The organism is Aeromonas sp. Y311-2 (genome assembly GCF_027706025.1).
GTDB classification, from domain to species: Bacteria; Pseudomonadota; Gammaproteobacteria; order Enterobacterales; family Aeromonadaceae; genus Aeromonas; species Aeromonas veronii.
Map to the genome: position 1 here is coordinate 217,667 of NZ_JAPDCL010000001.1, position 14,271 is coordinate 231,937.

Genomic DNA, 14,271 nt, shown 5'->3' on the forward strand with positions numbered 1-14,271 from the left:
ATCCCGGCCGGTTGGGGTCTGCCCACCGCGCTGTTTGTCGATTAGAAGGAGTCCCCGTTGTTTAACGGTCTGGAACACGATCTTCAACTGCTGTTTTCCCGTTTTCTGGGTTGGCTGCTACTGCTTTTTCATACCGCGATTGTCACCGGTGTGTCGTTTCGGGTGGTGATGAAACGCCGTCCCATCGGGGTGTCGCTGGCCTGGCTGGCGCTGATCTATGCCATTCCGTTTGCCGGGGTTGGCTTCTATGTGCTGTTTGGTGAAATAAAGCTGGGGCGCCGCCGTGCCGAGCGCGCCCAGGCCATGTATCGCCCTTATTCCATCTGGATCCGCCAACTGGCCCGTCTGTTCCCGCAGCACTGCTGCGAAGTGGGCGCCAAGGCACAGCCGCTGCACGATCTCATCCAGGGACGGCTCGCCATGCCGATGCTCTCCGGCAACCGCATGACCTTGCTCAACAAGCCGGACTGGATCTTGCGCGAGATTGCCCAGGATATCCGTCGCTCGACGCTCTCCTGCTATCTGGAGTTCTACATCTGGCATCCGGGCGGCGATGCCGACGAGGTGTGCGAGGCGCTGATTGAAGTGGCGCAACGCGGCGTGGATTGTCGCTTGCTGCTCGATTCGGTGGGCAGCAAACAGTTCTTCCGCTCCCACTGGCCCAAAAAGCTGCGCAAGGCGGGGGTCAAGCTGGTGGAGGTGCTGCCGGTCGGCGCCTGGCGCATTCTGTTCCAGCGTCAGGATCTGCGGATGCACCGCAAGCTGGTGGTGATCGATGACAGGGTGGGTTACACCGGCTCCATGAACATGGTGGATCCCCGCTTCTTCAAACAGGATGCCGGGGTCGGCCAGTGGGTCGACATCATGATCCGGGTGCAGGGCCCCATGGTGCCGTTGATGTGGTCGATCTTCGTCTGGGATTGGGAGATGGAGACCGGCGAGCGGCTGCTCGACAGTCTGCAGCATGAGCCGGAGGCCTGGCCCCAGACCAACTACCGTGCCCAGCTGATCCCGTCCGGCCCCTTCGTCGGCGGCGACTGCATCCAGCAGAGCCTGCTGCTGGCCATCTATCAGGCGCGCAGCCATCTGGTGCTGACGACCCCTTACTTTGTACCCGACGATCCGCTGGCGGCTGCACTCAGCTCGGCAGCGGCGCGCGGGGTGCAGGTGCAGCTGGTGTTGCCGGCACGCAACGACTCCATCATGGCCAATTACGCCTGCAACGCCTTTATGGAGGAGCTGCTGGCGGCCGGGGTGGAGATCTACCGCTACGATGCCGGTCTGCTCCATACCAAGAGCGTGCTGGTGGATGATGACTTCGCGCTGGTGGGGACGGTCAATCTGGATCGGCGCAGCCTCTGGCTCAATTTCGAGGTGACCCTGCTGGTGGATAACCCCTCGTTCGTGGCCCAGATGACCCGGCTGGTACAGGGCTATATGGCGGAAGCCACCCCGATGACCCTGGCCCAATGGCAGGCCCGCCCCTGGTACAAGAAGGCGATGGAGAACATCTTCTATCTCTTCAGCCCCTTGCTGTGATGTTGTGGCGAGCCGCAAGAAAGTGGACTCGCCATCTGATTGGACTTGCCTAGCCCCGAGTCCGCCCCGTAGAGTGCAGTGACAACTCCCTGGAGACACATGGATATATGAAAAAGATAGTGGCCCTCGCCGTGGGTGCGGCACTGGTAGGTGGTGGTCTGGCTGCGTGCTGGTACACGGGCAACAGCTTCGACAACATCATGGCGGAGCAGATCGCCAAGGTAGAGCAAGAGACTGGCATCGACATGCAGTGGCAGCCGGGCAGCAGCAACCTCTTCACCCGTGACGGGATCCTGAAGGTCGTGGTGACGCCGGAGGAGCTGGCTGCCATCGACAGCGAGCTGGAGGGCAGTCAGCCCATCGAGTTGCAACTGGTGGTCAAGAGCCAGATCCTGCCGCTCTACATCAAGAGCCACTTCCTGCTCGATACCCATAATGGCACTCTGGCGCCAGTCTTTACCGCACTGGGCATGGAGCAGTGGGAACTCGGTCTGGAGTCGGTCACCAGTCTCTGGACCCAGGGTAACAGCAGCCGTTTCTGGGCCAATGAATTCAAGATCAAACAGGGGCTGGACGAGTTCAGCTTCCTGCCCCTGAGCGGCGAGTTCCACGGCAATCTGGAGGGGAATGGTCACCTCACCATGACCTGGCAGGGGATGACGGTTCACGAAGAGCAGAGCAAGATGGACTTGGTGCTGGCCGATCTGAAAGGGAGTGCCGACATTGCCGAGATCAGCGGTGTGCTCCTCTCGCCCCAGAGCGAGATGACCCTCTCGGCCCTCACGGTACAACTGCCTGACAGCGTCAAGGTCGCCCTGCAGGGGATGACCACCGAGACTCAGTTGACCGGCGATGATGCCCAGACCCTCTCCAGCAGTTATCAGATGAAAATTGCCAAGCTGGATCTGGAGAACGAGACCGACACCCTGGCGGTGACCGACAGCAAGTTGGCGCTCAACCTCAACGGTCTGGATCTGGAAGGGTATCAGGGGCTGCAGGCCGCCGGTGGCAAGGGAGTTGAAGATGCCGCTATCCAGCTGGCGCTGGACAAGATGCTCAAACGTGGCGCGACCCTTGAACTGGCCGATCTCAGCGCCAAGCTCAACGGTGAGGCGGTGACCATGAAGGGGGACGTGAAGCTGGCCTCTACCTCGCTGGAGCTGCTGTTCAACAGCGACGCGGGGATGCAGGCCCTCTCCGGCGTGCTGCATGCCAGCCTCAGCGACAAGCTGGGCAAAGCGGTGCCGCAACTGGCCCCCATGCTCGATCAGCTGACCCTGATGGGTTATCTGAAGGCCGACAAGCAAGCGCTGACCTCCGAGTTGAAGCTGGAGAAGGGCGCGGTGACGGTAAACGATCTGCCGCTCTGACACTCGGCGCAGAAACAACAACGGCTCCCGCGGGAGCCGTTGTTGTTTCTGGCGTTTGCATACGAGCCATGTGGGCGGATTACTTGAAGACCACCGTCTTGTTGCCGTAGACGAACACCCGTTCGTTCAGTACCAGCTCCAGCGCGCGGCTCAGCACCGATTTCTCCACATCCCGACCCGCCTTGGCCATGTCGTCCGCACTGAAGGCGTGACCGACGTGGATCACGTCCTGTTCGACAATGGGGCCTTCATCCAGATCGTCGGTCACGAAGTGGGCGGTGGCGCCGATCAGCTTGACGCCGCGATCAAACGCCTGCCGGTAGGGGCGGGCACCGATGAAGGCGGGCAGGAAGGAGTGGTGGATGTTGAGGATCTTGCGCGGGTAGGCCTCGACGAAGCTCGGGGTCAGCACCCGCATGTACTTGGCCAGGATCACATAGTCAGGCTCATAGCTGTCGATGATGGCGCGTACCTGCTCTTCATGTTCGGTCCGGCTCAGATCCTCGTGACTGACGGTGTGGAACGGGATATCGAACTTGCCGGTGAGCTCGGCCAGGGTGTCGTAGTTGCCGATCACCGCGACGATATCCATATCCAGCGCGCCCGCGTAGTTCTTCATCAGAATATCGCCGAGGCAGTGGGTCTCCTTGGTAACCAGGATGACGATACGCTTCTTGCCCGCCTTGACCAGACGACGCTGGGCGCCGGTGGGCAGGGCATCATCGAGGTCGGCCAGCAGGGTCTCGTCGTTGAAGCGCCCCTCCAGCTCGGTACGCATGAAGAAGCGACCATTCTCGTGATCCACAAACTCATCGTTCTTGATGATGTTGAGCTGGTGCTTGTAGCAGATGTTGGTGATCTTGGCGATGAGCCCTTTGGCATCAGGGCAATCCGTGAGCAGTATTTTCTTTTCCATCTCTGTCATTTTCCGTTTGTGGTGTTGGCGCTGCTGTCTGCGCCGGCAGCGTTGTTCAGGCTCTTTTTCAGGCTCTGTTTTTTGGTTTCGGGAACTATGCCATAAACCGATCCGCGCCATAAAGAAATTCGCCAGTCATGGCCTCGCACGCTGGCGAGCAGGCCGCAGAGCGGGATCTCGTGCGCAATGTTGAAACGCTTTTCAGCCTGCGGGGGATTTTGGCTGGTATCTGCAACCGTTTTTCTTTAGGCTGTCTGCGCTTATTCTCAGGGCGGGGTGCAATTCCCCACCGGCGGTATCCCGATTGACTCGGGGAGCCCGCGAGCGCCCGACTTGGCTGATTGCCGGGTCGGGGTCAGCAGATCCGGTGAGATGCCGGAGCCGACGGTCATAGTCCGGATGAAAGAGGATAAGACAGACCTTGCCGTGTTGGCCCTTGTGGGCTGGCCGCTGCATGCCCGTCTCTGTCTGCCTTTCCATGCCCTGATTCTGGTCCTTGTCTTGTTTAGGAGTTTTACCATGAATCAGTCTCTACTCAGTGAATTCGGTGATCCCGTTGCCCGTGTCGAAGCGGCCCTGTCTGCCTTGCGTGCCGGAGGCGGCGTGCTGGTGGCCGACGATGAAGATCGGGAGAACGAGGGCGACCTCATTTTCGCCGCTGAATCCATGACCAATGAACAGATGGCGCTGATGATCCGCGAGTGCTCCGGCATCGTCTGCCTCTGCCTGCCCGACGAGCGGGTTCGCCAGCTCGAACTGCCGATGATGGTGGAGGCCAACTCCAGCCACTACCAGACCGCCTTTACCGTGACCATCGAAGCGGCGCAGGGGGTCACGACCGGTGTCTCGGCGGCTGATCGCATCACCACCATCCGTGCAGCTATCGCTGATGGCGCCAAACCGGGTGATCTGCACCGCCCGGGTCATGTTTTCCCGTTGCGTGCGCGAACCGGTGGGGTGCTTACCCGCCGTGGTCATACTGAAGCGACGGTCGATCTGATGCAGCTGGCTGGCCTCAAACCGTTTGGTGTGTTGTGTGAATTGACCAAAGAAGATGGCTCGATGGCGCGTCTGCCAGACCTTGTTGCGTTCGGTCGCAAGCACCGGATGCCGGTGCTGACCATCGAGGATCTGGTGCAATATCGTCAATTGTTGTCAGAACGTACAGCCTGAGCCTCATACGAAATTGTAATAAGGCAAAAATTTGGTTAACCTTTGTCCGTGCCCCCACCACACGGCACTCATTTTTTAGACGAATCTGGACAAAAACTGTTCATTCAAAAAAAAATGAGGGTTTTAATGCATTTATCTGTGGTGGGGACTATGCAAAGTAGGATTTTTTTGTGCCATAATCACGCCGCTTGCTAAACGTCTGGCGAGTTCAAGGGAGCTTTAAAAATGAAAAAATTGTTGTTGGTAGGTGTTGTTGGTCTGTCCGCTCTGCTGGGCGGTTGTGCAAACACCAGCGAACTGGAAACTTCCGTTCAGAATCTGTCTAACAAAGTTGACCAACTGGCTCAAGATGTTAGCGCAGTTCGTGCTGATCAGTCCAAAATCGCTGCTGATGTTGCCGAAGCCAAGCAAGAAGCTATGCGTGCTAACCAGCGCATCGACAACATGGCTACTTCCTACAAGAAGTAATCCATGCGAAAAAAATGGCGCAGTTTTGCGCCATTTTTTTTTGCCTGAAATTCACCGTATCTCCACTATTCCCACAGCACCTTCTTCGTACTTGACTCATGAGGTAATGCCGGTCTCCCGACACTCCCCCATCATTACCAGCCAGTTCGATTCCGATCAGTAGAGCAGACTATAGAGTTTGCGACGGTAGCTCTGTGCCGCCGGAGTGCTGCCCATGGTCGCCAGAATATCGAGATAGGTCTTTCTGGCATCGCCGAATGCCAAATCCCGCTTGAGGATCTCCAGCAGCAGTCCCAACGCCTCTTCCTGACGACCAGCTTGGTTGTATTGCACCGCCAGTTCCTGAGTCAGGGCAAAATCATCAGGCTGTTCTGCATGACGGGCTTCCAGCGCGCGCAGCTCCGGGCTGTCTGCCGCTTGCAGGGCCAGCGCCAGCCGTGAGCTCAGGGTATGGAAGTGACCATCCTGCGCCGCCATCGGGATGGTGCCGAGGCGCTCCTGCGCTTCATCCAGCAGGTTGAGGTCGAGCGCAGCTTGAATGAGCCACAGGCTGATGTCGTGACGTTCAGGAGCCAGCAGGTGTGCCTTGGTCAGATGGGCATAGGCGATGCTGGGCTGCTCGTCAGCCAGCGCCTGTTGCCCCTTGGCCAGCAACTCTTCCTCTTCTTTGGGGGCGAAGGCGGCGAAATACTGGCGCAGGGTGGCTTCATCCTGCGGTCCTTCGATGATCCCCTGTTCGTCAGGGCGACCCTGATGGAACAGCACCAATGCGGGCAGGGCGCGCAGGCCGAGCTGACTGGCCAGCGGCTGCAACTGGGGATCGTTCATATCCACCTTGGCCAGGGTGACCTGCTCATTGGCGGGCCCAACCAGTGATTCGATCAGCGGTGTCATCCCCTGGCACTCCGGCATCTGCGGAGCATGGAAATAGATGACTACCGGCTTCTTCATGGACGCATCGATAAGTTCAGCGTGAAAATTCTGGGGAGTAATGTCGACGATCATGAGTTGGACTCTTCAGAAAGGGTGTTAAGTAACATGGGGTTAAGCGAGTTGCAATTCAAGCGCTCATCCAGCCGGTAAAAGGTCACGGGGGCTGCCGTTGCCGCGAGACTGAGCCAGCCGCTGGCAAAGGGCCAATCCTGTACCTGATAAGGGGTGTCATCGAGCCGGTTGTCGAGTCGCCATCCTTCCTCCGGGAGAAACCGCACCTTCTCCAGTCCCGCCGCTATGCCGCCACCGTGGGCTTTCAGTACCGCCTCCTTGCGTGACCAGAGCCGGTAGAAGGCGCTCTCCTGCTCTTGGGAAGGCAGTGCGCAGAGCCACTCATATTCACTCTGTGCATAAAACCGGCGGGCCAGGGGGAGGGGATGATGCCGCCGTTTGCCCAGCTCGATATCCACCCCAAGCGGCCCCTGCGGGCAGAGCGCCAACACCAGCCAGCTGCCACTGTGGCTCAGATTGAACTGCCAAGCATCATCATGCAGTCGGGGCTTGCCGTGGGGGCCGTTGCAAAATTGCAGACTGGCTGCAGGTTGTTGCAGCCGCTCGGCCAATAGCTGGCGCAACAGGGCGCGGCTCACCAGATATTCCTGACGCCGTTCAGGATGGGTCATGGCTTGCCAGATATGCTGCTCATCGGTTGACAGCCATTCAGGCAATTGAGCAAGCAGCTCCTGGCATACCCTGGCCGGTTTTAACAAAAAAAGATCGGTTTCGATCATGATTTTTCACTTTAAAAAGGTGCTGAAGCAGGGATAAAAGCCAGTTATCTAGGAGGCCCAAGGCTCTTTTTGCGATTGTATATTGTTTGGGCATGATCACATTAATTATGAAAAATCGTGCATTTCCTTGCAAAAATGTGAGCTTGATAGGGATTTTCACTTGCCTCGATAGAATTCTTGGATATAGTCGGGTGCTGTTGCCTTATAAATTGCCCTTTGGGGCCGTATTTTAACAAGATTTACTATTTAGCGGGGATAAAGGATTGCGCCACCTGATGCTACTGCTGGTCGCGCTCGGAATGGTGGGTTGTGCCTCGGCACCCCAACCCGAGGTCGCGAGCAAGATCGAAGTTTCCATGGTTGAACCTGTCATCGAACCGGAAGCTTCCCAGACACCCGATGTGAATGAAATCCTGACTGTATATAAAGAGTGGCGTGGTGTTCCGTACCGTATGGGTGGCAGCAGCCAGCGCGGTATCGACTGTTCTGCCTTTGCCCGTGAAGTGTTCCGCAATGCCGTCGGTATCGAATTACCCCGCGATACCCGCTCCCAAGTCCATGAAGGGACGCGCGTTTCCAAGCAGGATCTGGTCGAGGGTGACCTGGTCTTCTTCAAAATCAATCGTCGTCTCAACCACGTTGGTATCTATGTCGGCAATGGTGAATTCATCCACGCCTCGACTCGCGCCGGTGTGACGCGCTCCAAGCTGGATAGCCAATATTGGCGCAACAAGTTCTGGCAAGCTCGCCGGATCGATATCTGAGTCAGGCTGGACAAACGGCTCGCAGTACGGACTGTTTTTCCAACCTCACTTGAACCGGGCTCGATAGCCCGGTTTTTTATTGCCGTCGTTTAGACTTTCCCGAGTCAAATCACTATAGTGTGGGCCCGTTTTCTTCGGCAGGCTCAGCATGAAACCCCGCATCCCATCAGCCGGTGGCCCCAAGTCGGGCGACCGTAAATCCGGACTTCACTCCCGTAATCGCCATCAGACTGGTTACGACTTTGAGGCGCTTTGCCTGCGAACTCCCGAATTGGCCGCTCATGTCTTTATCAATGACTACGGTACCCGCACCATCGATTTTGCCGATCCCGATGCAGTGAAGACTCTCAATCGCGCCCTGCTGGCCCATCACTACGGGATTGCCCACTGGGACTTGCCTGCCGGTTACCTCTGCCCGCCTATCCCGGGACGGGTGGACTACCTGCACTGGGCGGCCGACCTGCTGACCGAGAGCGCAGGCCAGCTCCCTACCGGCAAGGGGGTGAGGGTGCTGGATATCGGGGTGGGGGCAAACTGCATCTATCCGCTGCTCGGCTGCCGCGAATATGGCTGGCGTTTTGTGGGATCGGATATCGATCCGGTCTCGGTCAAGGCGGCCACTTTGCTGGCCAAGAGCAATGGACTCGGCAACCAGATTGAGTGTCGTCTGCAGTGTAACCCCAACCATGTGTTTCGCGGCATCATAGGGCCAAAGGAGCGCTTCGCCCTGACGCTGTGCAATCCGCCGTTCCATGCGTCGCTGGAAGAGGCGAGCAAGGGGACGGAGCGCAAGCTGCGCAATCTGGGCAAGGAGGTGACAGGCGCTCCTGTGCTCAACTTCGGCGGCCAGAAGGCCGAGCTCTGGTGCGAAGGGGGCGAGTCGGCGTTTCTGGCCAACATGATTGCCCAGAGCAAGGAGTGTGCTACTCAGTGCCTCTGGTTCAGCTCGCTGGTGTCGAAAAAAGAGAACCTGCCGGGGGCGAAAAAGGCGTTGAGCCGGGTGGGGGCGCGTCAGGTACGGGTGATCGACATGGCGCAGGGCAACAAGGTGAGCCGGATCCTCGCCTGGTCCTTCCTGGATGAAGAGGGATTGCGTAACAGTTGGTCGGGCGTGCGCTGACTTCCCACCATAAGGCCCGATGAGGGCCTTTTTTCATGATGAGCACCGCGAATTTCCCCTGCTGGCGGCATCTTTGGCAATCGATTTCCTCATTGGCAGATCGTGCTGGTTTACATGGTGTAAGTAGTTACTTCCGCCTTGGTACAGGTGTACGCCGAGATTTTTTTGCACTTACAGCTGAAACTTTAATAAAATAGGACTGGTTAGACCTCTTTACAGGCATTGAATCAAATAGGGATCGGTAGATGAAAGTTGTCGATTTTCTGAAGCGCAAGCGCGAAATTCTGGCGCAGCACCCCTTTGAGCTCAAGGATTGGCTCTCCCCGGCGATCCGCGACTACTGGCGTGAGTTTCAGCAAAAGGCACATCTTCACCCTTTGCTGGGGCGTGTGCTGGACTTGCAAGCCGAGTCCCAGAGCGAGCAGCAACAGGATGCAGCAACCGTGGCACAAGTAGCCAACGGTCAGCCTGCCGTGGCTCAGGAACCCGCTGTTGAGCTGGGGGCCGAGGCGGCCGAGCTCTATGCCGCCCTGCAGGCCCGCATTGGTGAAGAGACCCATGTCGGCGAGTGGCTGCACGTCAGCCAGCAGATGATCGATCAGTTTGCTGCCGTGACCGGGGATCATCAGTGGATCCACACCGATCCGGAGCGTGCGGCCGCAGAGTCGCCTTTCAAGACCACCATCGCCCACGGCTTCCTGACCCTGGCGCTGCTGCCGCAGTTGACCGGCTCGGTCGATGAGGCCACCCCCGAGTTCCCGACCGCCCGCATGGTGGTGAACTTCGGGCTGGATCAGGTACGTTTCCCGTACCCCATCAAGGTGGAGAGCAACATCCGCGCCCGCACCAAGCTGGCCCGGGTCACCCCCATCAAGGGTGGGCTGGAGTTGCTCAAAGAGATCAAGGTTGAGATCGAAGGGATCCGCCGCCCGGGTTGCGTCATCGAGTCGGTGACCCGCATCTACTTCTGAGCTCTCTCATCGGCATGAGTGGTGAAACGGGCCCGCTGTCGTGTGCAACGAACAGCGGGCCCGTTTTTTTGCCTGTTTGTTGCAAGGGTTGAGGCGTCAGCCATCGCGCGCCGACCCCAGCTTGATATGACTCACAAAACGGTGCGCCGTGCAGTTAGCCAGCTCTCATTTTGGCGAGTTGGCCGCGTGAGGCGATAGCATGTTATGCCACTATTGGCTTCTTACTCCCGATCCTGGAGACAATAGTGCCCATCAATAACAAGATTATTCTGCCACTGCTGCTGAGCCTCACCATCCTGCTGATCCCGACCCACTGGATCCCGCTGGAGGGGATCACCGTCATCGAGCAGCGGGTCGTGGCCATTTTCGTGCTGGCCGCCCTCTGCTGGATCCTGGAGCCCATCCCTATCTTCGCCACCTCGGTGCTGATCATCGTGCTGGAGCTGCTGCTGCTCTCCGACAAGGGGCTCTGGTTCATGACTGCCGACAAGGCAGAGCCGGGCTTTGGTGAGCTGCTCAAGTCCACCGAGGTGATGGCGACCTTTGCCTCGCCGGTCATCATGCTGTTTCTCGGCGGTTTTTTCCTCGCCATTGCGGCGACCAAATACCATCTGGACGTCAATCTGGCGCGGGTGTTGCTGCGCCCGTTCGGTCAGGATCCCCGGATCGTCATGCTGGGGCTGATGTTGATCACCGCCACCTTCTCCATGTTTATGAGCAATACCGCCACCACCGCCATGATGCTGGCCATCCTTACCCCGGTGCTGGCGGCGTTCCCCGACAAGGACCCGGCCAAAATCGGCTTTGTGCTGGCCATTCCGCTGGCGGCCAACCTCGGCGGGATCGGCACTCCCATCGGCACTCCGCCCAACGCAGTGGCCCTCAAATACCTGACCGGCGAGCATGCCATCTCGTTCGGTCAGTGGATGGGATTTGCGGTGCCCTTTGTGGTATTGCTGTTGCTGCTTGGCTGGTTCCTGCTGGGGCGCTTCTTCCCGAGCACCCTCAAGCGGATGGATCTCAAGATTGAGGGGCGCTTTATGCAGACCCCTCGCGCCTGGGTGGTCTACCTCACCTTTATCACCACCATAGTGCTCTGGCTACTGGGGGATCTGCACGGCATGAGCTCCTACGTGGTCGCCATGATCCCGGTAGCGGTGTTCCTGACCACCGGCATCATCACCAAGGACGATCTGCACAAGATCTCCCTCGATGTACTCTGGCTGGTCTCGGGCGGTATCGCGCTGGGGCTGGCGCTGGAGGACTCCGGGTTGGCCGAGCGGCTCATCACCCATATTCCGTTCCACGAGTACTCCACGCTGGCGGTACTGGTCGGCGCCTGTCTGCTGGCAGTGGTGATGGCCAACTTCATGTCCAATACCGCGACCGCCAACCTGCTGCTGCCACTGGTGGCGGCACTGGCGGTCAGCATGCCGGAGCTGGCCGAGTGGGGCGGCAGTCATACCCTGATCCTGGCGGTTACCATTTCGGTTTCGCTTGGAATGTCGCTGCCCATCAGTACCCCGCCCAATGCGCTGGCCCACGCCACCGGTCTGGTGGAGAGTCACCAGATGGTGCGCATCGGTGTCATCATGGGGCTGGTCGGCACCCTGCTGGCGATGGTATGGATCTACCAGATTGCCGCTTGGGGGCTGATCTAGCGAGCCTGTTCGCCTAAAGCAAAGAGGAGCCGATTTGGCTCCTCTTTGCGTGTTGGGGATCCGAGGCTAGAAACTGGCGCCAAGGCTGAGCAGGTGTCTTAATTCGCTCTCCCGGGGTTCCGGGCTGCCTGTGTCGACAAGGATGTCAGCATCTTCCCAATCCAGCTCACTCGACCAGGAGAGGCGCAGATGGTCGTTGAAGTAGTAGCGCAATCCTATGCTGCCTTTCAGATCCTGATTACGGGTGAAATAGGGGGAGGCTTGTGCCAGATATTTCAGATAGCGCCCCTGGCTGAACAGCTCCATTTTCTCCTGCCAGAGGGAGAAAGGTTGGCGATAATCCCAGTTAAAACCGGCGAAGGGGTAGTCAATGACCCGTTCACCCAGAAAAATCTTGGGAACCTCGCTATCTTCACGGAAGTAGAGTCGGCTTAATCCCCCTTGGGCCATCAGCTCCAGTCGGCGGCGTTTGTCGTTCCAGAAGCGGTAGCCAGGCCCCGAGCCATAGTCCATATAGAGATAGCGATCTTTATCCAGCATGTCATATTCGGCATCGAGTGAGGTGCGCAAGAACCACTGTTGGTTGAAGAAGTAGTCCAGCGTAGGGTTGAGCTGATAATCATGGCTGTCGGTGACGTTGTCAGCGGTCTCATAGGTATATTCACCGGAGAAGCTGTAACGCCAGTCCAGATTGGCCAGCTCGCTTTTCCACTTGAGGTTGACGTTGTTGGTCTGCTTGTCATTCTGTTTGAGTTTGACATTGAGATCGCCGCTGCCGGTCCAGAGCCAGGCGTTGCGTTCATCCTGGTCATCCTCGAACAGCTTGAGCCCACCCTTTGCCGTTGCCTTGGGTTTGTCCTCTTTATCGATGCGCCAGCGTTTGATGGCCTCCCGCTGGACGGTGACTGCGCCACTGTAGGGCAGGGCGATGCGCACCGACTGTTCGGTCACCTCCTCGATGTTACCGGTCAGACGATCGCCATTGTTCATCCAGAGAATGTCCTTGGCCCACAAGGAGTGACAGGCCAACAGGAGTAGGAGGGGCAGGAATTTCATGAGGTAAGGTGACTCCGGTGCGACTAGGGCGCTGGTGACTTAGCCACTGACAAGTTGGCTGCTGATGGGGCGGGGCAGGCCGTTTTTGCTCTCCAGCGCCGCCGTCACCTCATCCTGCATCACGTCAGGTGCACTGATAAAGCTCTCTATGGCCGGAGATAGCACCAGCGGGGCGCCATTTTCAAGCTCCTCTTCGGTGCGGGAGAGCGGGGAGTGTACCTCCAGCCAGCGCCGACCATCCGGTTCGATGGCGACCTTGACCGGTTGATTGATGACCCGTACCGGCGTGCCGATCGGCACAATCTTGAACAGGGCCTCAATATCGTCAGGTCGCAGCCGGATGCAGCCTGCACTTACCCGCAGGCCAACGCCAAAATCCTTGTTGGTGCCGTGGATCAGGTAGTCGCGTTTGCCATAGCCAAGGCGCATGGCGAACTTGCCGAGGGGATTCTCCGGGCCGGGGGGCACCACGGCGGGCAGGGTGATCCCTTTTTGCTCCAGCCAGGATTTGCGCACCATGGGGCCGGGTACCCAGGTCGGGTTGGGATTCTTCTCGATGACGGTGGTGGTCATCTCGGGTGTTTCGCGGCCGATATCACCAATCCCGATGGGCAGCACGATGACCTCGCTCTTCCCTTTGGGGAAGTAGTAGAGACGCAGTTCGGGCAGATTGATGACGATCCCCTCGCGAGGCACATCAGGCAGCAGCATCTGGGTGGGCAGCGTCAAGCGGGTTCCCGGCTTGGGTAAATAGGGATCTACACCCGGATTTGCCTCAAGCAGCGCCAAAAATCCAATTTGCGTATTTTTGCCAACCAGCTCCAGATGTTCATTCTGCTGGATGATGTAATCCTCCAGCTCACCGATGAGGCGACTCCCGGCAGGTGGCAGCGGGTAGCGTTTGGCCTCTGCCGGCGCCGCGCAGAGCAGGATCGCTGCCAGCAGCAGGGAAAGGGCGGGTGTTAAGGATAGGGGCTTGAGTTTCGGCAATCGCATAAGAAGATCCATCAGTTCAATCGGGGCGGAACATCATCAACACAGCCGCCAGAATGGCGCGATTGTTCCTCAATCAGCCCATGATTACCAGCTTGCCACGCACTCGCAATGATGTGGGGATACATAGGAAACCTGCCAAAATCGGTATCACCCATAAATTTGAGCACCAAGCAGGAAAAAGAGACGCCTGATGGCAATGGGGCAATATCACGATATGGATAATGGCCGGGTGTGCGAGAGGGTTAATGTCGGGTGGATGCAGGGTGGCCTAGCAACGCGAACAGCACGCGCCGCATTGTGAGCCTGCTCCCAGATATCTGATTCAGCCATTTGATATCTAAGAAATTTTTATTGCATCCTCGGCCCAGCTTGGGTAAAACTCTCTCCCCACGGAGAGATGCCGGAGTGGCCGAACGGGATTGACTCGAAATCAATTGTGGCAGCAATGCCACCCAGGGTTCGAATCCCTGTCTCTCCGCCACATACCAAGCCCAACCTGTTTAGCAGGTTGGG

At 58.2% G+C, this 14,271-nt stretch carries 13 protein-coding genes, 1 tRNA gene and 1 riboswitch; of the genes, 9 read left to right on the forward strand and 5 right to left on the reverse strand.

The genetic code is table 11. The features are described 5' to 3' along the window. Positions 1-57 precede the first annotated feature (57 nt). Both cls and OKC42_RS01000 read left to right on the forward strand, forming a co-directional pair. A complete protein-coding gene (gene cls, locus OKC42_RS00995) occupies positions 58-1,539 on the forward strand; it encodes a cardiolipin synthase (RefSeq protein ID WP_270818953.1) in 1,482 nt (493 codons plus the stop codon). Positions 1,540-1,646: 107 nt separating this feature from the next. After that, a complete protein-coding gene (locus OKC42_RS01000) occupies positions 1,647-2,909 on the forward strand; it encodes a DUF945 family protein (protein WP_270818954.1) in 1,263 nt (420 codons plus the stop codon). Between the two features lie 79 nt (positions 2,910-2,988). On the opposite strand, the gene purU is transcribed toward OKC42_RS01000, so the two are convergent. Then, on the reverse strand, positions 2,989-3,825 hold the full coding sequence (purU, locus tag OKC42_RS01005; RefSeq protein WP_005361738.1) for a formyltetrahydrofolate deformylase: 837 nt from the start codon (positions 3,823-3,825) through the stop codon (positions 2,989-2,991). 258 nt (positions 3,826-4,083) lie between these two features. Next, positions 4,084-4,240: riboswitch (FMN riboswitch) on the forward strand. A 104-nt stretch (positions 4,241-4,344) separates the two neighbouring features. Between purU and ribB the strand changes: the two genes are divergently transcribed. Both ribB and OKC42_RS01015 read left to right on the forward strand, forming a co-directional pair. Then, positions 4,345-4,998: a 3,4-dihydroxy-2-butanone-4-phosphate synthase gene (gene ribB / locus OKC42_RS01010; protein ID WP_193859982.1), complete on the forward strand. Its 654-nt coding sequence runs from the start codon at positions 4,345-4,347 to the stop codon at positions 4,996-4,998. A 225-nt stretch (positions 4,999-5,223) separates the two neighbouring features. Further along, positions 5,224-5,466, forward strand: coding sequence for an Lpp/OprI family alanine-zipper lipoprotein (locus OKC42_RS01015; protein ID WP_005334342.1), 243 nt, complete (start codon positions 5,224-5,226; stop codon positions 5,464-5,466). A 156-nt stretch (positions 5,467-5,622) separates the two neighbouring features. On the opposite strand, the gene OKC42_RS01020 is transcribed toward OKC42_RS01015, so the two are convergent. Both OKC42_RS01020 and OKC42_RS01025 read right to left on the reverse strand, forming a co-directional pair. Continuing rightward, entirely contained in the window at positions 5,623-6,471 is an 849-nt protein-coding gene (locus OKC42_RS01020) for a tetratricopeptide repeat protein (RefSeq protein WP_270818955.1), read from the reverse strand. After that, the gene (locus OKC42_RS01025; protein ID WP_270818956.1) at positions 6,468-7,190 is read right to left on the reverse strand and encodes a 4'-phosphopantetheinyl transferase family protein; all 723 of its coding nucleotides are present in this window, start codon (positions 7,188-7,190) and stop codon (positions 6,468-6,470) included. The genes OKC42_RS01020 and OKC42_RS01025 overlap by 4 nt, the downstream gene beginning before the upstream one ends. A 275-nt stretch (positions 7,191-7,465) precedes the next feature. On the opposite strand from OKC42_RS01025, the gene OKC42_RS01030 reads away from it, so the two are divergent. From OKC42_RS01030 to OKC42_RS01045, 4 genes are all read left to right on the forward strand, one after another. Further along, positions 7,466-7,954 carry a C40 family peptidase gene (locus OKC42_RS01030; RefSeq protein ID WP_005334331.1) on the forward strand — a complete coding sequence of 163 codons (489 nt, stop codon included), beginning with the start codon at positions 7,466-7,468 and terminating at the stop codon, positions 7,952-7,954. A gap of 148 nt (positions 7,955-8,102) precedes the next feature. Next, positions 8,103-9,074 carry a 23S rRNA (adenine(1618)-N(6))-methyltransferase RlmF gene (rlmF, locus tag OKC42_RS01035; protein ID WP_270818957.1) on the forward strand — a complete coding sequence of 324 codons (972 nt, stop codon included), beginning with the start codon at positions 8,103-8,105 and terminating at the stop codon, positions 9,072-9,074. A gap of 245 nt (positions 9,075-9,319) precedes the next feature. Beyond that, on the forward strand, positions 9,320-10,045 hold the full coding sequence (locus OKC42_RS01040) for a MaoC family dehydratase (protein ID WP_270818958.1): 726 nt from the start codon (positions 9,320-9,322) through the stop codon (positions 10,043-10,045). A gap of 245 nt (positions 10,046-10,290) precedes the next feature. Beyond that, complete coding sequence (locus OKC42_RS01045) at positions 10,291-11,706, forward strand: SLC13 family permease (protein WP_005353291.1); 1,416 nt, start codon at positions 10,291-10,293, stop codon at positions 11,704-11,706. A 66-nt stretch (positions 11,707-11,772) separates the two neighbouring features. Here the strand turns inward: OKC42_RS01045 and OKC42_RS01050 are convergent, their stop codons facing one another. Then, complete coding sequence (locus tag OKC42_RS01050) at positions 11,773-12,762, reverse strand: DUF481 domain-containing protein (RefSeq protein ID WP_100645508.1); 990 nt, start codon at positions 12,760-12,762, stop codon at positions 11,773-11,775. Positions 12,763-12,801: 39 nt separating this feature from the next. Then, positions 12,802-13,758 carry a L,D-transpeptidase family protein gene (locus tag OKC42_RS01055; RefSeq protein ID WP_216977995.1) on the reverse strand — a complete coding sequence of 319 codons (957 nt, stop codon included), beginning with the start codon at positions 13,756-13,758 and terminating at the stop codon, positions 12,802-12,804. Between the two features lie 391 nt (positions 13,759-14,149). Here OKC42_RS01055 and OKC42_RS01060 point away from each other — a divergent pair. Further along, positions 14,150-14,239, forward strand: a tRNA-Ser gene (locus OKC42_RS01060). Positions 14,240-14,271 lie beyond the last annotated feature (32 nt).